Source organism: Tepidanaerobacter acetatoxydans Re1, from assembly GCF_000328765.2.
In the GTDB taxonomy this organism is placed as follows: domain Bacteria; phylum Bacillota; class Thermosediminibacteria; order Thermosediminibacterales; family Tepidanaerobacteraceae; genus Tepidanaerobacter; species Tepidanaerobacter acetatoxydans.
The window spans coordinates 2,286,250-2,306,844 of sequence record NC_019954.2 but is presented as its reverse complement, the minus strand read 5'-3'; the positions used below and the strand labels follow the sequence as shown (position 1 = coordinate 2,306,844).

Annotated in this window: 20 protein-coding genes; 12 read left to right on the top strand and 8 right to left on the bottom strand. The window is 38.8% G+C overall.

Features of this window, described 5'->3' with window-relative positions; genetic code table 11:
* Positions 1-8: 8 nt before the first annotated feature.
* The 7 genes from TEPIRE1_RS10995 (at position 9) to TEPIRE1_RS10965 (ending at position 5,104) form a co-directional block, all read left to right on the top strand.
* Entirely contained in the window at positions 9-287 is a 279-nt protein-coding gene (locus TEPIRE1_RS10995) for a DUF2508 family protein (protein WP_013779246.1), read from the top strand.
* Between the two features lie 35 nt (positions 288-322).
* The gene (locus TEPIRE1_RS10990; RefSeq protein ID WP_013779245.1) at positions 323-595 is read left to right on the top strand and encodes a pro-sigmaK processing inhibitor BofA family protein; all 273 of its coding nucleotides are present in this window, start codon (positions 323-325) and stop codon (positions 593-595) included.
* A 389-nt stretch (positions 596-984) separates the two neighbouring features.
* Positions 985-1,563 carry a 2-oxoacid:acceptor oxidoreductase family protein gene (locus TEPIRE1_RS10985; protein WP_013779244.1) on the top strand — a complete coding sequence of 193 codons (579 nt, stop codon included), beginning with the start codon at positions 985-987 and terminating at the stop codon, positions 1,561-1,563.
* Positions 1,560-1,928 (top strand): 4Fe-4S binding protein, encoded by a 369-nt coding sequence (locus TEPIRE1_RS10980; RefSeq protein WP_013779243.1) that lies wholly within the window; start codon positions 1,560-1,562, stop codon positions 1,926-1,928. Before TEPIRE1_RS10985 ends, TEPIRE1_RS10980 begins: the two co-directional genes overlap by 4 nt.
* Complete coding sequence (gene porA, locus TEPIRE1_RS10975) at positions 1,918-3,099, top strand: 2-ketoisovalerate ferredoxin oxidoreductase subunit alpha (protein WP_013779242.1); 1,182 nt, start codon at positions 1,918-1,920, stop codon at positions 3,097-3,099. The genes TEPIRE1_RS10980 and porA overlap by 11 nt, the downstream gene beginning before the upstream one ends.
* Positions 3,100-3,107: 8 nt before the next feature.
* On the top strand, positions 3,108-4,058 hold the full coding sequence (locus TEPIRE1_RS10970) for a thiamine pyrophosphate-dependent enzyme (protein ID WP_015295799.1): 951 nt from the start codon (positions 3,108-3,110) through the stop codon (positions 4,056-4,058).
* 149 nt (positions 4,059-4,207) lie between these two features.
* Complete coding sequence (locus tag TEPIRE1_RS10965; protein WP_013779240.1) at positions 4,208-5,104, top strand: patatin-like phospholipase family protein; 897 nt, start codon at positions 4,208-4,210, stop codon at positions 5,102-5,104.
* A gap of 32 nt (positions 5,105-5,136) precedes the next feature.
* Here TEPIRE1_RS10965 and TEPIRE1_RS14275 read toward each other — a convergent pair whose 3' ends face one another.
* The gene (locus TEPIRE1_RS14275) at positions 5,137-5,265 is read right to left on the bottom strand and encodes a hypothetical protein (protein WP_013779239.1); all 129 of its coding nucleotides are present in this window, start codon (positions 5,263-5,265) and stop codon (positions 5,137-5,139) included.
* A gap of 233 nt (positions 5,266-5,498) precedes the next feature.
* On the opposite strand from TEPIRE1_RS14275, the gene TEPIRE1_RS10960 reads away from it, so the two are divergent.
* From TEPIRE1_RS10960 to TEPIRE1_RS10945, 4 genes are all read left to right on the top strand, one after another.
* Positions 5,499-5,624 (top strand): RCKP-type rubredoxin-like domain-containing protein, encoded by a 126-nt coding sequence (locus tag TEPIRE1_RS10960; protein ID WP_173391421.1) that lies wholly within the window; start codon positions 5,499-5,501, stop codon positions 5,622-5,624.
* An 8-nt stretch (positions 5,625-5,632) separates the two neighbouring features.
* Positions 5,633-6,052: a Fur family transcriptional regulator gene (locus TEPIRE1_RS10955; protein WP_013779237.1), complete on the top strand. Its 420-nt coding sequence runs from the start codon at positions 5,633-5,635 to the stop codon at positions 6,050-6,052.
* Between the two features lie 438 nt (positions 6,053-6,490).
* A complete protein-coding gene (locus TEPIRE1_RS13260; protein ID WP_414929849.1) occupies positions 6,491-10,153 on the top strand; it encodes an adenosylcobalamin-dependent ribonucleoside-diphosphate reductase in 3,663 nt (1,220 codons plus the stop codon).
* A 152-nt stretch (positions 10,154-10,305) separates the two neighbouring features.
* A complete protein-coding gene (locus TEPIRE1_RS10945; protein ID WP_013779235.1) occupies positions 10,306-10,869 on the top strand; it encodes a thymidine kinase in 564 nt (187 codons plus the stop codon).
* Between the two features lie 21 nt (positions 10,870-10,890).
* On the opposite strand, the gene TEPIRE1_RS10940 is transcribed toward TEPIRE1_RS10945, so the two are convergent.
* The 7 genes from TEPIRE1_RS10940 to TEPIRE1_RS10910 all read right to left on the bottom strand — a co-directional run bounded on the left by TEPIRE1_RS10940 (position 10,891) and on the right by TEPIRE1_RS10910 (position 18,686).
* A complete protein-coding gene (locus tag TEPIRE1_RS10940) occupies positions 10,891-12,201 on the bottom strand; it encodes a 6-phospho-beta-glucosidase (protein WP_013779234.1) in 1,311 nt (436 codons plus the stop codon).
* Between the two features lie 36 nt (positions 12,202-12,237).
* Complete coding sequence (locus TEPIRE1_RS10935; protein WP_013779233.1) at positions 12,238-13,323, bottom strand: DUF871 domain-containing protein; 1,086 nt, start codon at positions 13,321-13,323, stop codon at positions 12,238-12,240.
* Positions 13,324-13,653, bottom strand: a complete 330-nt coding sequence (locus tag TEPIRE1_RS10930) for a PTS lactose/cellobiose transporter subunit IIA (RefSeq protein WP_013779232.1) — start codon at positions 13,651-13,653, stop codon at positions 13,324-13,326.
* 116 nt (positions 13,654-13,769) lie between these two features.
* Positions 13,770-15,041: a PTS sugar transporter subunit IIC gene (locus tag TEPIRE1_RS10925; protein ID WP_013779231.1), complete on the bottom strand. Its 1,272-nt coding sequence runs from the start codon at positions 15,039-15,041 to the stop codon at positions 13,770-13,772.
* Positions 15,042-15,075: 34 nt separating this feature from the next.
* Positions 15,076-15,396, bottom strand: coding sequence for a PTS sugar transporter subunit IIB (locus TEPIRE1_RS10920; protein WP_013779230.1), 321 nt, complete (start codon positions 15,394-15,396; stop codon positions 15,076-15,078).
* Between the two features lie 161 nt (positions 15,397-15,557).
* Positions 15,558-18,260: a sigma 54-interacting transcriptional regulator gene (locus TEPIRE1_RS10915; RefSeq protein WP_013779229.1), complete on the bottom strand. Its 2,703-nt coding sequence runs from the start codon at positions 18,258-18,260 to the stop codon at positions 15,558-15,560.
* 123 nt (positions 18,261-18,383) lie between these two features.
* Positions 18,384-18,686: a TMEM165/GDT1 family protein gene (locus tag TEPIRE1_RS10910; RefSeq protein WP_013779228.1), complete on the bottom strand. Its 303-nt coding sequence runs from the start codon at positions 18,684-18,686 to the stop codon at positions 18,384-18,386.
* A gap of 357 nt (positions 18,687-19,043) precedes the next feature.
* Between TEPIRE1_RS10910 and guaB the strand changes: the two genes are divergently transcribed.
* The gene (gene guaB, locus TEPIRE1_RS10905) at positions 19,044-20,492 is read left to right on the top strand and encodes an IMP dehydrogenase (protein ID WP_013779227.1); all 1,449 of its coding nucleotides are present in this window, start codon (positions 19,044-19,046) and stop codon (positions 20,490-20,492) included.
* The last annotated feature ends 103 nt before the right edge of the window (positions 20,493-20,595 follow it).

Sequence of the window (20,595 nt, the reverse complement as noted above, 5' to 3'; positions counted from 1 at the left end):
TGAGTTTTATGACAAAAGACGATATTTTAAACATCTTTTCGAAACTGCCTTCTCGGTTACTTTCGGACAATGATGATGAAACCATAGAAACACCGAAAATACGGCTTTCTGATGAAATTAGAAAGGCGCATGAAGAATGGAATCAAGCTCAGAAATATTTCCAGTGTGTTTTAGATCCTGAATTGGTAGATTATGCAATTTTTACAGAAGAGGCCGCTCGAAGGAAGTATATCTATCTCTTAAATAAGGCAAAAAACGAAGGTATAAATACAGAAGAGTTAAAATAGCATAGTAAAAAAAGACAGTGGGGGGTGGAGATAAGGTGCAGATAGATTTTGCTGCAGTTCTGGCTTATGCTTTTGGTCTTTTGTTGCTGTATATAGTTGGCCGGATTCTAATCATGCCCCTGCGAATCGTATTAAAGCTCATGTACAACGCGCTAATCGGCGGAGTTGTTTTACTGCTGTTAAACTTTCTCGGAGGATATATAGGCCTTCATATAGCTTTAAATCCAGTAACGGCGCTGGTGGTAGGTTTTTTGGGCGTACCAGGGGTTGTGATGCTGCTGGTTCTGCAATACATACTGGCGGGATGAAGTGTGCAATCTCAACGGGGGCCGGTTTTACTGGCTCCTTGTTTTTTTAAAGAAAATATTATTGAAAAATTTTATTATTTAATGCCTTAGAATATCTTGACCACTTTTAAGCAGTCTGTTATACTTAAAAAGAAATAACTGTTATAGCCATTAACATCTTAAAAATCACAATACATACAATCTGTACTAGGCAAGAGAAGCGTATGTATTATAACAGTTTTTGATTTATGTATCTTTACTACAACAGTTTTTAATTTGTCAAATAAAACAAAATACTGCTTTTATAAGTTTAGTCTTATAAAGGCATATTTATCCGGCTGTTTATATGTTTAATATTGCTTTTTTAGGTAAAATATAAATATGATATTCATATGAAGGGAGGACTTTTCATGTCAGAAAAAGTACTGGAAATCCGCTGGCATGGACGAGGCGGGCAAGGAGCTAAAACTGCAGCCTTAATGCTTGCGGAAACTGTGGCCCAAATGGGAAAGTATGTTCAAGGCTTTCCTGAATACGGTCCAGAGCGAATGGGAGCACCTATTCTTGCGTTTAACAGAATAAGTGATGAGCCCATTCATATTCATTCAAATGTAATTAACCCGGATATTGTCATTGTATTAGATGCGACTTTATTAGGGGAAAAAGTTACGGCTGGGGTGCCTGAAGATGGAATCTACATTGTAAATACCACAAAAACTCCACAGGAAGTAAGAAAGAAGCTCAATATAAAAGGCGGCAAAATATTTACTGTTGATGCCAACCAGATTTCATTAGACACCATTGGCAGAGTCATTCCCAATACACCCTTAATGGGAGCTTTTGTAAAGGCTACCGGCCTTATGTCCTATGACGAGTTCATCGAAAATGTAAAGGGTGAGCTTGAGAAGAAATTTAAGACTAAGCCTGAAGTTATAGCTGGCAACATAAAAGCTATAGAAAGGGCTTATCAGGAGGTGAAGGGCGAATGACACCCAGTGATAAAAATTTGAGTCAGTGCTGTTCAAGTAAATGCATAAGTCCTGATATGAATTGGAAAGAACTAACAAAAGCAGGTAATATATACACACCGGGAAATGCCAGCGCATATGAAACCGGTGATTGGCGCACCATCAGGCCTGTTTGGGACGAGGAGCGCTGTATACATTGTCTAATTTGCTGGCGGTATTGCCCGGATGCTTCGATAATTTCTACCGGCGGGAAATTCGATTCTTTTGATTATAAACACTGCAAGGGTTGCGGAATTTGTGCCAATGTCTGCCCTACACATGCTATTGAAATGATTTCTGAAGACGAAATAGAAAAGCAGAAGGAGGCGAAAAAAGATGAAGAATAAGGTTGCTTTGACCGGAAACGAAGCTGTTGCTCAGGCTATGAGACAGATAAATCCGGATGTAGTTGCAGCTTACCCGATAACTCCTTCTACGGAAGTTGTTCAGATGTTTTCCTCCTTTGTGGCCAATGGTAAGGTAGATACGGAATTTGTCACAGTTGAAAGTGAACATAGTGCTATGAGTGCTACCATGGGCGCATCGGCGGCCGGAGCTAGGGCTATGACTTGTACATCAAGCCAGGGTCTAGCTTATATGTTTGAGGTAGTATATGTGGCTGCTTCTATGAGACTTCCAATTGTGTTTCCCGTAGCCAACCGAGCTTTGAGTGGTCCTATCAATATCCACTGCGACCACAGTGATGCTATGGGAATTAAGCAAGCAGGCGTAATACAACTGTTTTCGGAAAATGCTCAAGAAGCTTATGACAATATGATACAGGCAATCCGTATTGCTGAACATCCTGATGTACAGTTGCCTGTCAGCGTAAACTATGACGGATTTATTACCAGCCATGCTTTAGATGTGCTGGAAATACTGGATGATGAAACTGTCAGAAACTTTATCGGTGTATATAAGCCGCATGAGGCTTTATTAAATGTAAATAAGCCAGTATCAATGGGCAACTTCGATATGTATGATTACTATTTTGAACACAAGTACCAGCAGGTAGCGGCTATGGAAGCTGCAAAAAGGGTAATTGAAGAAGTCGGCAAAGAGTATGCAAAAATTTCCGGCAGGAATTATGGTCTGGTCGATGCGTACAAGCTCGATGATGCTGATATGGCCGTAGTAGTAATGAACTCTGCGGCAGGCAGCTCTAAAGGAGTTTGCGATGAGCTCAGAGCTAAAGGTCTTAAGGTAGGTGTATTAAAACCAAGAGCATTCAGGCCATTTCCGCATGAAGCTATTGCTGATGCGCTAAAAGGTGTAAAAGCTGTAGCGGTTCTTGACAGAGCTGAAACCTTCTCTACACTGGGAGGGCCTATGTTTGCCGATGTGAGAAACTCTCTCTATGATTTAAAAAATGATATTAAGGTAGTAAACTATGTGTATGGTCTTGGCGGCAGAGATTTGCGATTGGAAGATGTAGAGCAGATATACAGCGATCTTGATGATATCATCAAGACGGGAAAAGTTGATAATTTCGTAAGATATTTAGGACTTAGAGAATAGGAGGTGCAATGATGGCTACATTAAAAGAACTTGCTCAAGTTGAAGAAAGATTTGTCGGAGGTCATAGGCTTTGTGCCGGATGCGGGCATGGTATTTCAGTGCGCATGGTTTTAAATGCCCTGGAAAACGATGAAAATGTAGTAGTAGGTTGTGCTACAGGCTGCCTTGAAGTTGCCTCCACAATATATCCATATACGGCGTGGAATTGTTCCTTTATACACAACGCATTTGAAAATGCTGCTGCTACCATCAGCGGTGTAGAAGCTGCATATAGATCATTAAAGAAACAGGGTAAATTGAAGGATGACTTTAAATTTGTGGCCTTCGGTGGTGACGGAGGGACTTATGATATAGGCTTGCAATCACTTTCCGGTGCTATGGAGCGAGGCCATAAGATGGTATATGTCTGTCTTGATAATGGTGCTTATATGAATACCGGTATTCAGCGTTCAAGTGCGACACCTATAGGTGCCGATACTACTACGAGCCCAGCTGGAAAGGTTATTCCCGGAAAACAGCAGCCTCGTAAGGACTTGGCAGCCTTAATAGCAGCACATAATATACCCTATGTAGCTCAGACGGCAATAAGCAATTGGCAGGATGTCCATAAAAAGGCAAAGAAGGCCTTTGAAGTTGACGGCCCAGCTTTTATCAATATTTTATCACCTTGCCCGCGAGGATGGAGGTACAACACTCCGGATATTGTGGACTTGGTTAAAAAGGCTGTCGAAACACGTTTTTGGCCCCTTTATGAGGTGGAAGACGGTAAATGGAAACTTAATAGTAAACCTAAGAAATATGTATCTGTTGAAGAATTTTTAAAACCTCAAGGAAGGTTTAAACATGTATTTGCACCGGGTAATGAAGATTTACTGAAGCGCATTCAAGAAGAAGTGGACAAACAGTGGCTTGCTCTTCTTGAACGTTGTGGCGAAGAACCTGAATTACCCCCACGTTAACTCTTTTTAAATCCTTCACACTTAAAAACTTAAATAAATCCCGTATTACTACAGGTTTGAAGTGATACGGGATTTATTTTTCTTTCAACAAAATTGGATTTTAATAATAAGCTATATATAAAAGTGTGTATTTATGAGGGGGTGTGAGGGTGGCAGAAAGTACATTTAGATTTGGTTTAGCATTAAGCGGCGGGGGGATAAGAGGTGCGGCACATTTAGGGATATTAAAAACACTAATCGAAAATGGTATTTACCCTGATATAATTTCTGGAACCAGCGCAGGAAGTATAGTTAGTGCTTTGTATGCTGCTGATGTAAATTTTAACGAATTGGCAAAAAAATTTAAGGATATTAATCCCGTACATTTGCTGGACCCGACTATTCCGGGAGTATATACCTTATTACTGCTTTATTATTATTGGACTAAAAGGCCCATGCTTAATTGGACTTTTCCAAAAGGGCTGTTGAAGGGAGAAAAAATTGAAAGCTTGCTTGAAGATGTTCTAGAGAGAAAGCATTTTAACAACTTGAAGGTTCCGCTATCAGTGGTTAGTGTTGATATAAACTCAGGTCAAACAGTGATATTTTGTCCTAAAAATAATGTTCCAAGAAAGAAAATGAATAATACGGTTTTTATAACGGATCAAAGTTTGGCTGTGGCAGTAAGAGCCAGTATATCCTTACCCGGGATATTCATTCCGAAAGTAGTTAAAGGCCATACATTAGTAGATGGAGGCATAAAAAATAATATACCCGTGGATATTCTGCACGCTCAGAAAGCAAAAAAAGTTATAGGCGTAGATTTGGGAGTATCGGAGAATAGAGCAAAAGTGGATTCAATTGTGGATATTCTCATGGCAACAATAGATATTATGGGAGATGAGCTGTCATACTATATAAGAAAGGAAAATCCGGGGTATTACATCTATCCTGATATACAGGGCATCGGATATAAAGATTTTGACCGTATACCTGAAATTATAAAGTATGGGGAGATAGCGGCGAAAAAGGAACTGCCTAATATAATTGAATATTTATCATCATAAATAAAAAGGCATATGGAGAACTTTTGCGTTGCTTAATGTTCCATATACCCTGATTTATATAGGAAGTCTAGCATGTAATCTTCAAGGATATCTTCAACACTTTTTTCCTGTTTTTCTTCTTCGTAAATTGAAAAGGCTGAACTGTCATTATAACATTCCATATAAAAGCCCCCTTACGAATGATTGTATACAAGTATTATTGTATTTATTATATACCTTTGTGTCAGAAAGTCAACAATGAAAAATATATTTTTTTTAAAACAATATATTTTTTTATCCATTATTTTAAATATAAAAGTGTCAAAACAGAAAAACTCTCAATATTGACATAATAAAATTTTTGCTATATACTATACTAAAATAATAATCATTATTAATATTGGAGGTGTCAATGATGGCAGTATTCAAGTGCAGTGCCTGTGGGTATGAGAAAGAAAGTCGTTGTAAGCCTAGGAAATGTCCGGAGTGCGAAGCCAAGGATACCTTTACTAAGGTAGAAGCACCCAAGGAGGATAAATAAGGGATTAAATGGATAATAAAAAAGGTTTTATTCGTAAGACTAAGCAAAGAGATTTAATTTTAAAGACATTAAAAAATACTGATACACATCCCACGGCTGATTGGATTTATGAACAAGTAAAAAAAGAAATGCCTAATATAAGTCTTGGTACAGTTTACAGAAATCTAGGCATGCTTAAAGATTTAGGCGAGATAATAGAGCTCAATTGCGGCAACAAGTATAGTCGTTTTGACGGTAACCCGGAAAATCACTATCATTTTGTTTGCACTGAGTGTGAGAAAGTAATAGATATTAAAGGATGTCCTGTAGATAAAGAATTGGATTTATGTGTAGCTCGAGAAAATGATGTGGAAGTGTTTTTCCACAGAACTGAATTTTATGGTCTTTGTCCGGATTGCAAGAAAAAAAAAGAACAGCAGCAGGTTTAAGAAAGGCGGTCTTTTCAGATCGTCTTTTTTATATTGGCTTTTTAGGTAAAGATTGATTTTTTATAGTGAAATCAGTATTTGATTTATCGGCCAAACCCTTATAAAGCGCCGCCGCCTTTAACAAAGTTATTTCTTAACCGGAACCATATTTCGTAATAATAAATAAGACAGAGGGAAAGATAGCTACACAGTAATCAAGAGATAAAAATTTACTATACGCTCTTTTTTGGATTTGAAAAGGCAATATATAGTATTATATAATTAAATTACTACTAGATATAGTATATACTATTCTGAATTATTAAGAAGCTGTTTTGTAAAGTCTTAACAAATTTTAATTTTATAAATCCTGTTTAAGATACCGTAAATAGGGGAAAATTTGATTTAAAAGAAATAGGCAATCAAAACAAAAAGGGTGATCTGATGGGAACGGACAAAATAAATTTGACGGAAAATGCAAGGGTGGTTTTAGAAAAACGATACCTTGCCAAGGATTCAAGCGGTAAGGTTATAGAAACTCCCGAGACTTTGATAGAAAGAGTGTCTAATGCCATTGCTAAGGCAGAGCTAAAGTATGTTCAGGATAAATCTGATGATTGGGCTAAGAAATTTTATGATATGATATCGGAACTTAAATTTCTGCCGAATTCCCCCACGCTGATGAATGCCGGAAGAGAGCTTGGCCAACTTTCGGCTTGCTTTGTGCTGCCTGTGGAGGATTCGATGGAAGGGATATTCGATTCAATAAAATCATCAGCACTTATACATAAAAGCGGCGGCGGGACAGGATTTAGCTTTTCGCGTCTTCGCCCAAAGGGAGCTATGGTTAAATCTACCGGAGGTGTGGCATCAGGCCCCATATCCTTTATGAAGGTGTTTAATGCAGCTACCGAGGCTGTAAAACAAGGTGGGTGTGTGGATGAAAATACTCGAATTGCTACGGTAAACGGCCTTATTAAAATAAAAGAATTAGCCCCTTGTGATCTCCCGGAGGACAGCTGGCATAAATATGAAACACCGCTAAAATTGTATACCGATGAAGGTGTAAAAGAGGCCGACGAGTTTTATGTTCACGGTAAAGCAAAGGTCAAGAAAATATCCACGGAGTGCGGATATTCTGTATGTATAACACATGAGCACCGGCTCCGGGTAATCGACAGTGACGGCAACTATATTTGGAAACATGCAAAAGATATAAAAAAAGGTGATTGGTTAGCCCTTAAGAAAAATACATATCCCGAGACTACTGACTATCGGTTACCGGATTTTGAATATGAGTCACATTTTAATGCCAAGGAAATAACTTTGCCTCAGGAACCTTCTGAAGACCTTGGCGAGTTTATAGGTTACTTTATAGGTGATGGTAGTTTCAGTTTCAATGAAAGAGGTACCGGTCGGGTGATATTTTCCGTTGCCGATGATGAACCGGAAGTTTTTGATAGGATAATATCCTTGGGCAACAAACTTTTTTCCATAGAGCCGGTTATAAACAAAAAGCCGGGAGACAAGAGTTCAAATCTATTTTATAATTCTACGGTCCTTGCCCATTGGCTGAAACACATCGGTGTTGATAAAGTTTCTTCCATGGATGTAAAAGTGCCTGAGATAGCTTTCCGAGCAGGAGTCAACTTTGCTACGGGTTTTTTGAGAGGACTGTTTAGCGCAGATGGAACCGTAAGTAAGGAAGGTTATGTGACATTATATTCCATTTCAAAGGAATTGGTCGATGGAGTAAGAGAACTGTTATTATCTCTTGGCATTCCTTCCAGAACAATCATCAACATTGACCGACAGGACTCTCTTGGCAAAAATCCAATATACAGGCTTAACCTAATTACACAAGAGGGTTATGTGATATTTAGAGACAGGATAGGATTTATTTCTACGGCAAAAAATGATCGCTTGGAAGTGATTGATAATAGAGCTTGGGAATTTAATGATATTATACCTAATCAACAGCAAGTCTTTGCCAAAATTTACGACGGCCCGGGTAGGGGGTGCGGTCATGAAAGGATGGACCTAGGTGCCAACCGGGAGCTTTATAGGGATATACAGCACTATTTGCCTAAGGTGGCGGCACCGAGGAATCTAAATCGCAGCAGGTTAAGTTACCTGGCTGAGAAATATCCGGAAGTTGCTGAAAGTCCGCTCAAATGGTTCTTGGAAAATAATCAGTTTTATGATAGGGTTGAAACTGTTGAGGACGATGAAGCGTTTACACTGGACCTTTCGGTACCTGATAATAATACTTATATTGCAGCCGGCTTTATAAGCCATAACACGCGCCGGGGTGCCAACATGGGCATACTCCGGGTGGACCATCCGGATATTTTAGATTTTATCCAATGTAAGAAAAATGACAAGGAAATTACCAATTTTAATATAAGTGTGGCTATTACCGATAAGTTTATGGAAGCACTGAAAGAAGATGGAAATTATGACCTTATCGACCCACACACGAAAAAACCCACAGGAAAACTCAGGGCAAGGGAAGTCTTTGATTTAATAGTGGACATGGCATGGAACAATGGCGAGCCGGGAATCGTATTTATCGATAGGATGAATGAGGACAATCCTACTCCGGAAATTGGTGATATTGAAAGCACGAACCCCTGCGGTGAACAACCTCTTCTGCCTTATGAGTCGTGCAACTTAGGTTCTATAAATCTTGCTAAATTTATAAAAAAATCCGGTAATAAAAATACAATTGATTATGAAAGTTTAAAGGAAACGGTACACCTGGCTGTGCGCTTTTTAGACGATGTAATCGATGTAAACCTGTATCCCTTAAAGGAAATTGAGGAAATGACCAAGGCTAATCGAAAAATCGGTCTTGGCGTGATGGGCTTTGCCGATATGCTGATAGAACTGGGTATTCCGTATAATTCCGATGAGGCGGTAAAAACTGCCGAAGCCATAATGAGCTTTATTGATAGTGAATCTAAAAATGCATCTTGCGAGCTTGCAAAAGAGCGAGGAGTTTTCCCTAATTGGGAAAAGAGCATCTATAAGGAAAAGGGCATGCGCATCCGAAATGCTACTACTACCACAATAGCGCCAACAGGAACTATAAGTATTATTGCGGGGGTTTCCAGCGGCATTGAACCAATATTTGCCCTAGCCTTTGAACGCCACGTAATGGACAACCAGCGATTGGTAGAAGTTCATCCGATTTTCAAACAGGTTCTTAAAGAGCAGGGCCTTTATAGTGAAGAACTGATGCAGAAAGTAGTAACTCAGGGAACGCTTCAAGGTATAGATGAATTACCCAAAGAAATAAAAAGAGTTTTTGTTACGGCACATGATATTAAGCCGGAATGGCATATAAAAATGCAGGCGGCTTTCCAAAAATACACCGATAATGCTGTGTCCAAGACCGTAAACTTTCCAAACAGTGCTACTCGGGAAGATGTTAAAACAGTATATATGATGGCTTATAATCTAGGCTGTAAAGGCGTTACAATCTATAGAGACGGAAGCAGGCAGGAACAGGTTTTAAATAAAGGTACAAAAAAAGAAAGGCCTGCACGTTATAAAATAAAACCAAGACCCAGGCCAAGTGTAACCTACGGCAATACAGAGAAAGTAAAGATTGGCTGTGGAAACCTTTATATCACTGTAAACTCTGACGAAAACGGCATCTGTGAGGTATTTACCAATTTAGGCCGAGCAGGGGGCTGCCCATCTCAGTCAGAAGCCACTAGCCGCCTTATTTCTATGGCTTTACGTTCAGGAATTGATGTAAAAGCTATAGTAGAACAACTAAAGGGCATTCGCTGCCATTCCACTTTACGGCAAATGGCAAACAATAAAGATATAAAAGTGCTTTCATGTCCTGATGCTATAGGTCGAGCTATAGAACGTAGCATTGGCGAGAATGTAATAGTAAACGGCAACGGCAACGGATCCAATGAGGCCTATATTAAGCGCTATTTGGATACCGATCCCGAAGCAACGGCGACCTCTGAGGATGGATTGCATAATCCAAATCCTACTAAAAAAAAAGTAAACGGAGGTACCTGCCCTGAATGTGGCCATAGACTTGAGCACGAAGGCGGCTGCGTTATCTGTCGAAGCTGTGGTTATTCCAAATGCGGTTAATAGATTGAGTTGAGTAACATTTGCCCCTTAAGCATTTTCCTGGCTTTAAGGGGCTTTTGCATTATTGATGGGAGAAGTTCTTTCTGATAAAATTAAGTGGAAACACTGACACTACAGATTGTTTTTTAATAATCGGAGTAAAGGAGATAGCCATGATTAGACCGGATTTCGGATGGATAGAAGTGATTGCATCAGGCGCCATGTACGCCGGCAAAACCAGAGAATTTATAAAACGCATTGATGAACTTAAATGGGCAAAGAAAAAAATTCTGATTGTAAAGCCCATGCTTGACGACCGTTACGGTGAAAGCTGTGTGATGTCGCATAACGGAGATAATGTAACAGCTATAAACATAAAATGCCCCTTGGAAATTCTCGAGCTTATAAAAAGAGATAATTATGATGTAGTTGCCATAGATGAAGCACAGTTTTTTGATAAAAAAATTGTACAAGTAATAAAGGATCTGAGAGATAGCGGGTTTTTAGTGCTGATTACAGGCCTAAATACCACAGCAGAAGGCAAGCCTTTTGGTCCTATGCCGGAAATCCTCTGTATTGCGGATGATATTACCATATTATACGGTGTATGTGCCGCCTGCGGGAAACCGGCCACCAAGACATTGGCTTTATTTGACAAAGACCAGGATATCGTCGTAGGCGGCCAAGGGAAATATGAGCCGCGCTGCAATAAGCACTGGGTTCACAACCGACTGTGATTTGTAGCAAACATTTTAATTCTAAAAAAACTGTGGGAGGAATTCTTTATTTTCGGCCAGGATGTCATCCAACAGCTTTTTTGCTATGCTTGAAGATGGTACCAAGGGATGTATGGTTAATGCTTGCAAGGCCGAATGGTAATCTCCGCTTATACCGGCGTGTACAGTAAGTTCTTCATAGGCTTTTACCACTTGCATTAATCCCCTTATTTTGGCAGGCACATGTCCGACGCTTAGCGGATGTGCTCCGTCTTTATCAATAATACAGTTGGTTTCAATCACTGAGTCTTCGGGCAAATCAAGAATTGCACCGTTGTTTTTTACATTAATTATTTGTATATCCTTTTTGTTATTTGCTATAGAGCTGATAAGATTGCATGCGGCATATGAATAAAGAGCACCACCGCGCTTTTCCAACTCAGGCGGTTTTACATTTAATTTTGGATTCCTGTAAATTTCAAACAGTTCCTGTTCAACCATTTTTACTACTTGGCCCCGAGTGCCGGTATGTGATGCTTCTTTGATTTCCTCTTCCAGCATTTTATCCGACATATAGTAGTAGCGGTGATAAGGACATGGGAGCATGCCCAGAGATTCAATCAGGTCTTTGTCCCATAGTAAATCAGGAATGTTCTTCATGTTAAAATCCTGTCCGGAAGCAAGCTGAAGCAGCAGTTTTTCTGTTACATCTTCCCCGTCTAGAAAGATTTTTTGCCCCCATACTAAGTGATTCAATCCTGCAAATTGTATGTATACCCTTTCCATTTCGACTCCAAAAGCCTCAGCCACATAATTGACCATGTTGACAGGTACATTGCAAAGCCCAAGCATTTTAACTTCCGTATGTTTTAACACAGTCTCAGTAATTATGCCGGATGGATTAGTGAAATTTATCAGCCATGCGTCAGGTGCAAATTGTTCTATATCTCTGCATATGTCGATTGTAACGGGAATTGTTCTCAGTGCTTTAGCAAAGCCGCCCGGACCGGTAGTTTCCTGCCCGATGACACCATATCTCAAAGGAATCTTTTCATCCCTTATACGTGCATCGAGACCGCCAACTCTGAACTGAGATATTACAAAATCGGCGCCGGAAATTGCCTCGTGTCTGTCAAAAGTCAGATGAATATTAATATCAAGTCCTGCCTTCTCAACCATCCGCTGTACCAAACCGCCGACTATTTCCAGTTTATGTCTGCCCGGCTCGATATCCTCCAAATATATATCGCCAATCGGTAATTCTGCAGCTTTACTAATAAAGCCTTCGATGAGCTCGGGAGTATAACTTGATCCGCCTCCAATGACAGCAACCTTAAATTTTTTCTCAAACAAATCGTTAAACCTCCTTATTTTTTAAGCCATGACGAATTATTTCAGCTTAAACTTGAATTTTTGCCATGGATGTATTAAGTCTATTAAAAACACTTCTTCAGGAATTATTCTACCTACAACATTTATTTTTCCGCTGTTTTCCATATCTTTTAATGCTATTTGGAGCTCCCCTGCATATCTTTTGTATGAGGAACTTGGAATTAAGATATCACCCCTTTTTATATCCTGTTTGGGATTAAAGAGCTTAAAAAAATTATTCTTATATTTTACTCTGCTAAGAGTAGACCTTATTAAGTATTCCGAGATATCACCTCTGTTAAAGTGAGGCTCATCAAGGACAATTTTTTTCTCAATTTCGGAGATGCCATCTTCAAGTTCTACATTTAAACTTAATATATCTTTATCTAAAGAACTTAAGGTTTTTAATTCATCTTCCGATGCATAACAGTTACCTATTATTACCGTATCTATAAGACCGGTATTAAAAAAATCTTTGGCCTGGGTTTCTATCGGAAGGTTTCGATGCTCTTCCAGCGTGCAGAGTCCGTCATTATCCGGCCACGGCCCAAACTTTGCGCTGGAAGATGTAACAAATGCCGCGGCAGGTATCCCGTAGGATGTAAATGCCTTTGAACATTTTAAAAAATGTTCCCTCGATAACCCGGTATATCTCAACGGATAAAAATTGTGGCAGCCCAGGAGATTATCTATGTTGGGCCTAAATTCCATGATATTTTCCAGATATTTTATTCCGGAGCTCATGTTTATTTCGATTTTAAGATTATAAGGATTGTAAGTCATAAGACTTTCGTCAAAACCGTTGGAACCCGTGTCAAAGCGTATGCCAAAAAGGCCAAGATTGTAAAAAAATTCTATATCGTTCGGACAAACTCCTAAAGTTTGTAAGACCTCTGGATTTATATCTGCAATTACTTTCATATTATTTTTCCTGGCATATAAACATACTTTCTTGAAACATTCTAACATATGTTGATCGTTTTCTACGGAAATGAGGTTAGTAAATATTCTTGTAAAGCCATATTTGCGAGCTGTATCTATATATCTACAATCATCTTCTATATTAGTTTCTGCAGGATATATGGAAATCCCCAGTTCTTTCATTTAGGCTTCACCTTTCTTCTTTAAACTCTCAAGTTCGCTGAATACCTTGACAAATTCTTTAGCCAAGGTATTCGTTGTAATGGAATTCATCAAATGGTCCTGTGCATGCACTAAAAGTATCGACATAGAAAAGCTCTCACCGGCTGCTTCTCTGTGCATTAAAGAGGTCTGAACTTTATGCGCCATTATAAGTTTTTCGTCAGCTTCTTTAAAACAATCTTCGGCTTTGGCAAATTCTCCGTTTCTTGCATATTCTATCGCTTCGATGGAAAGGCTTGTTGCTTCACCGCTGTATGTTATCAAATTAAGTATATCTCTTTCTAAATCCATAAGATAATCGCTCCTCATTATATTTGTTTTATAAATGTTGTCCAAAATGCTAAGTTTTTAATGCAACAAGATATGCAGAAGTAACGAAGTTTTCCGTTACTTCTGCTTGAGCATATTTATTGGGGCAAATCCATATCATTTGAAGATTCTTGTCTATCCAACAGGATTACAAATGGAATATATATTAGAGTAGCAATTACAAGATTTACTACGGCTAATATTGCTGCTCCAAGACTTCCTCCTGTGGCTAAAAATGCTCCGATTCCTACAGGTGATGTCCAAGGAATTGCAACGTATGTAGGAGGAACCAAGCCTATGGCTGTAGCAAGATACGAAATAAGTGTGAGTATCGGTTCAATTATTATAAAAGGTATAAATAGTATTGGATTTAATACTATGGGTAAGCCGAAGATAATAGGTTCATTAATCTGGAAGATGCCGGCAGGCAGTGCAAGTTTTGCCAGACTCTTTAAATCCTGCCTTTTTTTACAAACAAGCAATATGGCAATAACTAAACCCAGCGTTGCACCTGAACCGCCAAGATGAGAATATGTGTCAAAAAATACCCTTGTAATAAGGTTTGGAGGTACTGCGCCTTGCTGAATTGCAGCAGCATTGGCCTGCAGTGCCGGAACGTAAATAGCATTCATTACAGGGTCAAGCAGGTTTGCTCCATGAAGTCCAAAAAACCAAAATAGTGTTATCAGGAAGGTTGCCAGCATAGCCGAACCTACGCTTTGACCGAGATTCTGAAGCGGAATCTGAATAGTCTGCAATATAATATCATACAAGCTTGTGCCGCCCATAGCTGTAATTATTGAAGTTAAAATTCCAAAAACATAAACTGTGACAGCACTGGGAATCAATGCTGCAAAAGCTCTACCAACAGATGGAGGTACATCGCCGGGCATGTTTATGACCAAATGAGCCTTAGTGAGTTTTACAAATATTTCAGTTGCTATAATGGCAACTAAAAGGCCTGTAAAAAGTGCCGTAGCATCCAAATAATTTATTTTAATAAAACCCCAACCTACCCCTTCGGGTGCCTGAGGAAGAGTAATTATAAAACTTGCTACGGATATTAAACCTGCGACCAATGCATCTTCATCATAGCTTTTTGCCAGATTGTAACCTACGGAAAAAACTATAAGCAGAGTCATTATAGCGAAGGTGCCCCACCATACAGCACTATTTATTGGAACCAGAAACTCCAGTGCCGGTACCCAAATACAAAGAGTATTGTTTAGAAGTACAGCGAAAGAACCTGCGAGTATCAACGGCATAATCCCGGCAAATCCATCACGTATAGCTACAAGATGCCTCTGAGCTCCGATTTTGGCCGCTATTGGCACAAAATGCTTATCCATCCATTCTATAAAGGCTTCCATAACCAAAATCCTCCTTTTTCAATTTACTTTTTTCTTATACGCCTTCCTGATCTGATAATTTAAGTGCTTGCTCCAAAACTGCCTTTCCGTTCATCATTCCATAATCCCTACTGTTTATGACATCCAGAACAATTTTTTTGCCGGCAAGAGTCTTCTTTAGCTCATTATATAAGTACCGTACCTGTGGCCCCAAAAGAAGTACATCCGTATCATCGTAATGATTTTTAGCTTCTGCTTGTGATGTAGCTACAATTTCTACGTCCTTTAAGCCTTTTTTTTGAGCAGCTTCCTGCATTTTTTTGACAAGAAGACTTGTGGAAGACCCTGAAGAGCATACCAGCATAATCTTTTTCACATTTTCACCTCCTTGCTACTATTTATATACGCAAGTATCATGCCGAATATTTACAACTGGACTTTTATTCTCAAATATCGAAGGATTCTGGTGTGAGGGAAATAAGAAAGTGTGTATTTATTCAATACACACTTTTTACACTATTACACACTTATTAAAAATTACTGTTCAGTGGATGTATTTTCTAGGAACATTCTGCAAAGATATGCGCACTCATGCGGCCCGATATCTATATTGAAATAATCTTCAATCGGTTTTATGTAGTTTATTATGGTATTTAGTTCACTGCTATGTGCTTTTTTATATTCCTCAAAATTCTCAAAAACTGTCCTTTTGCCGCCTGACGCCAGCTTTTCTATTAGAAAGGCTATGTGAAGTATTATACCTATTTTTACTTCCGATGGTATTGTTAAACTCAGTGCTCTTTGGATATCCAGAACAACTGATTTGGACATCCTAAAACAATCTTTTGCATTTACTGCTCTGAGATGCTCGCACAATGATACTTCTATTTTTTCACAGATGTCGACTTCATCGATAAGTTTTAGCAAAAAGTCTTTTGCTTTGCCCGTCAGTAAATCAACAGCCGATATGTATGGTATGTGGCAAATGGTAAAATCAAGAGTGCCAACAATCGCTACAATGTTATGTGTTTCTTGATATTTTTCCACGCTCCTATTAAACTCTGCTTTGTTTATAAATTCAAGTGGGATGACTTTTATATGATTATTAATTAAATACTCTTCTTCAAGAATTCTTTTTAGTTCTTTTGCAGCACCATGACCGGTAAAACACGCAGTAATTATAATGTTTTCTTTGCTCTTTTCAACCTTTTTCATATTATAAAGTTCTATTGGATTTGTTTTTGATACAGATTCATATATTTCATCCAAATGTTTTCCCATAATGGCCTTATGGCAAGCATCTATGACCATTAAAGTAGTTACCATATCTATTGTTTTTATCTTTAAATTTGTTTCTTCAGCTATCATGTTTCCAAAATTCTTAAGTGACCCCATATCCACAAGCAATAAGATTCCTTTTCCGGTGTCGGACTTAATTGCATACTCCTTTATTGTTTCATACATTTTTTCCGGATCCATGCTCAATGGCATATCAATACCTATGACGTGTTCGGTTCCGGCAAGGTCATTTGCAACCTGGGCCATACTACTTGCCGTTGAATTGCCATGCATTGCAACTAAGATTGCCACTTTACCTTCGGGTTTATTACTTTCTATGACGGTATCAGGTACAAAGAACATGGCAAGATAGCCTATCTCATCTAGAGGGGTTTCAACTTTAAACCTTTGGTCAATTAGCTTTGCTGCTTCTACGGCTGCTATAAACTCATCAGGGTAATTGATTCTTATGAAATTAATGCGGGGATTGTATATTTTTCCTCCTGATCTTATGCGGTCTATGGTTTTTTGAAGATGTAAGGCCAAGCCGAAAAAGATTTTTTCATCCATATATCTGTTTAATTTCATTTCCGCCATATCTAGTATATCTTCGGTTACGGCTATAACCTTTTCTCCCACTATTTTGGAAATTTCGTCTTTATGATATTTGCCAACCATGTTTTGAATATATTTTTTAAAGTGTTTTTCTATTTCACTATTTAAAATTCTACTTATTTCCTTTTCCTCAATTCCACTTTTATTCAATATTTCTAATTTTTCTTCTATAACATCATAAAAATGGCGTTCACTATTGTCTTTAGAAAAAATTGCATGAAAGTCTTTATCGGGAGAAAAATACAGCATGTCTTCGTTGTCGCTTATCAATGTTTCTATTTCATCTCTGAATTTATGCAGGTGCATAATGCCCCTTTTTACATGAGGCGGAAGATCTTCGGACGAAATCATCAGGAATTCTTTGCTTTGTGATTTGTAGTTTAAAAAAGCCTTAGCACAAGCTAACTGAATATCGTTCTTTAGCTGACCTATGTTTCCTGTGCAATTATAGAGTAAGTATGATATAAAGCAGTTTCTTTCAATATATATAGCCTTACTTATACGTGCCGATTCTTCGCTCAAAAAGGAACAAATAAGACTGCATCTTTCGGCTAGACTCTTTTCCCGCAATGGAGGCAGATTTATTGTTACAGGTATTCTCCTTATAAAAGTTTTTAGAAGATAGGATTGAGGTTCTTCCGTAGTGGCAGCTATTAGTCGGGCATTTGCCCGAACAATTTTCTCGGTTTCACCAAGTGGCCTAAAATATCCTTTGTCCATGTAAATAAAGAGCAGTTCCTGACCTTGAGGCGGCAAACGGTGTATTTCATCTAAAAAAATTATCCCGCCGTCTGCTTTCTTTAAGAGGCCAACCTTGTCATCTAATGCACCGGTATAAGCACCTTTTTTGACTCCGAAAAGCTGTGCTATCAGGAGCTGAGGATTGTCTGCATAGTCTGCACAGTTAAAGCTTATGAATGGAGCATCATCCGGTATTAAACTTGATTCTATAGCAAAGCCGTATATAGCTTCTGCAAATATTGACTTACCTGCACCGGTTTCACCGAGTATCAATATTGGGAGGCCGTCGGGCGGGTAAGCCATAGCAGCTTTTGCCAATTGGACGGCTGCTTTTAAACTCATATCGGAACCGATAAGTCTGTCTAATGAGATTTGGCTGTTTAGACTTTGCTCTGGAACAACTTTTTTATTTTCGTTAGTCTTGTAAAGTACCGGCTTACCCTTTATTTTGTCGATTTTACCATTTTTATAAAGTTCATTTAAGTACCGGCTTACATTTGCCCTGTCCATTCCAATTTCTGAGGCAATATCCGCTGCACAAACCCCATCGTGTTTGTCCTTTGTTAACTGTATCAGGACATCTAAAACCTCATCTATCTTTTTCATAAAGACCACCCTAAGCTGGAGTTTTGTATTGATATATGCTTCTTATATGTATATTAGTATTTAAATTGATAAATGTAAAGCCATACTGCATCTGGCAATTGCCTTTTTCTTTAGCAGCTAAACTCATCCGCGGCCAAGCTGATGCAAAACTCCGGGCACAGCTTCAATGAGAACAAATATACCTATGCCGACAAAAAGAATACCTGCCGCAAGTTTAAGGTATGCAGTGGGAACATAACGTGACACCACTTCACCAAACAGTGCACCTATAAGAGTAACAAGGACCAATGCAAGTGAGGCTCCGAGGAATATGGGCAGCGGTTTTTTATACTGTGTTACTAAGGTAAATACGGCAAGCTGAGTTTTATCTCCCATTTCTGCCAGGAACAACATACCAAAAGCCATGAAAAAAAGTTTTAAGTCCATAAAAACACCTCGCTTAAATTTTAGAATAAAGTTGTTTTGATGTATTAAGTATCAGGAAAGGTAATAATAAAGACCTTTATTCCGCAGCAAATCAATACAATCAATACCCGGAATAAAGGTCTCATTCCCAAGAATGGTGAAAGCCCAGGCAAGATGTCTTGCCAGCATGTTGAGCCTTCAAAGGCAAAAGCCCGAACTACTCCCCTTTATTATTGCATTTATTATACCAACATTTTATATGTCAATCAAGGCTTAAGAAAAATCTGTGCAGTTATTCCGCGTTTTTATTGACACAGATATTAAACTTTGATAAACTTTGGAATAATAATTGTAGCAAAATTATTTGGGGGCGATTTTTTGGATAAATTTCACAAGGAGGGTTTAAGTTTTGATGATGTCTTGGTCATACCTTCAAAATCTGAAGTGCTGCCAAGAGACGTGGATATTACAACAAGGCTTACCAATAAAATTAAACTTAATATTCCAATAATAAGTGCCGGAATGGATACGGTAACTGAGGCACGGCTTGCTATTGCCATCGCCAGGGAAGGCGGTATAGGTATAATCCATAAGAACATGCCTATTGAAATGCAAGCTTTAGAAGTGGACAAGGTTAAGAGGTCCGAACATGGAGTAATAGTTGACCCGTTTTATTTATCTCCGGAAAATCTCATCGGAGATGCTTTAGAGCTTATGGAGAGGTATAAGATATCCGGAGTGCCGATTACTGAGGGAAAGAAACTTGTTGGCATTCTTACAAACAGGGATCTTCGCTTTGAGGATGATACAACTAAAAAAATCAAAGATGTTATGACTAAGGAAAATCTGGTGACGGCACCGGAGGGAACGGACCTTGATGGTGCTATGAAAATCTTAAAGAAGCATAAAATAGAAAAACTTCCCATAGTTGATGAAGATTTTAATCTAAAGGGTTTAATTACAATCAAAGATATTGAAAAAGCTATCAAATATCCTAATTCAGCAAAGGACCAAAAGGGAAGATTATTAGTAGGTGCGGCAGTTGGGATAACCGCCGACATGAAAGACCGCTTGAAGGCATTGGTGGAAGCTAATGCAGATGTGGTAGTTGTTGATACTGCACATGGTCATTCAAAAGGTGTTATTGAAGCTGTATATAAAATTAAGGAAATGTATCCGGATCTTCAAGTTATAGCTGGAAATGTAGCTACTGCCGATGCAACGCGCGATTTGATAAATGCGGGTGCTGATGCTATAAAAGTAGGAATGGGCCCCGGCTCTATTTGCACCACTAGAGTTGTAGCGGGTATCGGAGTACCGCAAGTTACTGCGATTTATGAATGCTCGCAGGAAGCAGCAAAGTACAATATACCTATTATAGCAGATGGTGGAATAAAGTATTCGGGAGATATTGTAAAAGCTATAGCTGCAGGAGCTGATACTGTCATGTTGGGAAGTCTGTTTGCAGGCACTGAAGAGAGCCCGGGTGAAATAGAAATATTTAACGGCCGAAGCTTTAAAGTATATAGGGGTATGGGTTCTATTGGAGCTATGGAACAGGGCAGTAAAGACCGCTATTTTCAGGAAAACATGAAAAAGCTGGTGCCTGAAGGAATTGAGGGACGAGTTCCATACAAAGGGTCGCTTTCTGAAACCGTATATCAGCTGCTCGGAGGACTTCGGGCCGGTATGGGTTACTGTGGGGCCAAAGATATTCAGGAACTTAAAAAAGCAAAATTTGTAAGAATTAGTGCATCAGGGCTCAGAGAAAGCCATCCACATGACATATATATTACTAAGGAAGCCCCTAATTATTCGCAAATATAGTTTTGCAATAGGATCGGAAAAAAACCGATCCTATTTTATTATTGCTAAGAATAAGGTTCGTATTGTTCAAGAATGCAGAGTATGATATTATTTTTATTAAGTA

Excerpts from the sequence above, each read along its gene's own strand:
- TEPIRE1_RS10995 (WP_013779246.1), top strand. The coding sequence starts at position 9 with ATGACAAAAGACGATATTTTAAACATCTTTTCGAAACTGCCTTCTCGG.
- TEPIRE1_RS10985 (WP_013779244.1), top strand. The coding sequence starts at position 985 with ATGTCAGAAAAAGTACTGGAAATCCGCTGGCATGGACGAGGCGGGCAA.
- TEPIRE1_RS10980 (WP_013779243.1), top strand. The coding sequence starts at position 1,560 with ATGACACCCAGTGATAAAAATTTGAGTCAGTGCTGTTCAAGTAAATGC.
- porA (WP_013779242.1), top strand. The coding sequence starts at position 1,918 with ATGAAGAATAAGGTTGCTTTGACCGGAAACGAAGCTGTTGCTCAGGCT.
- TEPIRE1_RS10970 (WP_015295799.1), top strand. The coding sequence starts at position 3,108 with ATGATGGCTACATTAAAAGAACTTGCTCAAGTTGAAGAAAGATTTGTC.
- TEPIRE1_RS14275 (WP_013779239.1), bottom strand. The coding sequence starts at position 5,265 with ATGGAATGTTATAATGACAGTTCAGCCTTTTCAATTTACGAAGAAGAA.
- TEPIRE1_RS10960 (WP_173391421.1), top strand. The coding sequence starts at position 5,499 with ATGGCAGTATTCAAGTGCAGTGCCTGTGGGTATGAGAAAGAAAGTCGT.
- TEPIRE1_RS10955 (WP_013779237.1), top strand. The coding sequence starts at position 5,633 with ATGGATAATAAAAAAGGTTTTATTCGTAAGACTAAGCAAAGAGATTTA.
- TEPIRE1_RS10945 (WP_013779235.1), top strand. The coding sequence starts at position 10,306 with ATGATTAGACCGGATTTCGGATGGATAGAAGTGATTGCATCAGGCGCC.
- TEPIRE1_RS10935 (WP_013779233.1), bottom strand. The coding sequence starts at position 13,323 with ATGAAAGAACTGGGGATTTCCATATATCCTGCAGAAACTAATATAGAA.
- TEPIRE1_RS10930 (WP_013779232.1), bottom strand. The coding sequence starts at position 13,653 with ATGGATTTAGAAAGAGATATACTTAATTTGATAACATACAGCGGTGAA.
- TEPIRE1_RS10925 (WP_013779231.1), bottom strand. The coding sequence starts at position 15,041 with ATGGAAGCCTTTATAGAATGGATGGATAAGCATTTTGTGCCAATAGCG.
- TEPIRE1_RS10915 (WP_013779229.1), bottom strand. The coding sequence starts at position 18,260 with ATGAAAAAGATAGATGAGGTTTTAGATGTCCTGATACAGTTAACAAAG.
- TEPIRE1_RS10910 (WP_013779228.1), bottom strand. The coding sequence starts at position 18,686 with ATGGACTTAAAACTTTTTTTCATGGCTTTTGGTATGTTGTTCCTGGCA.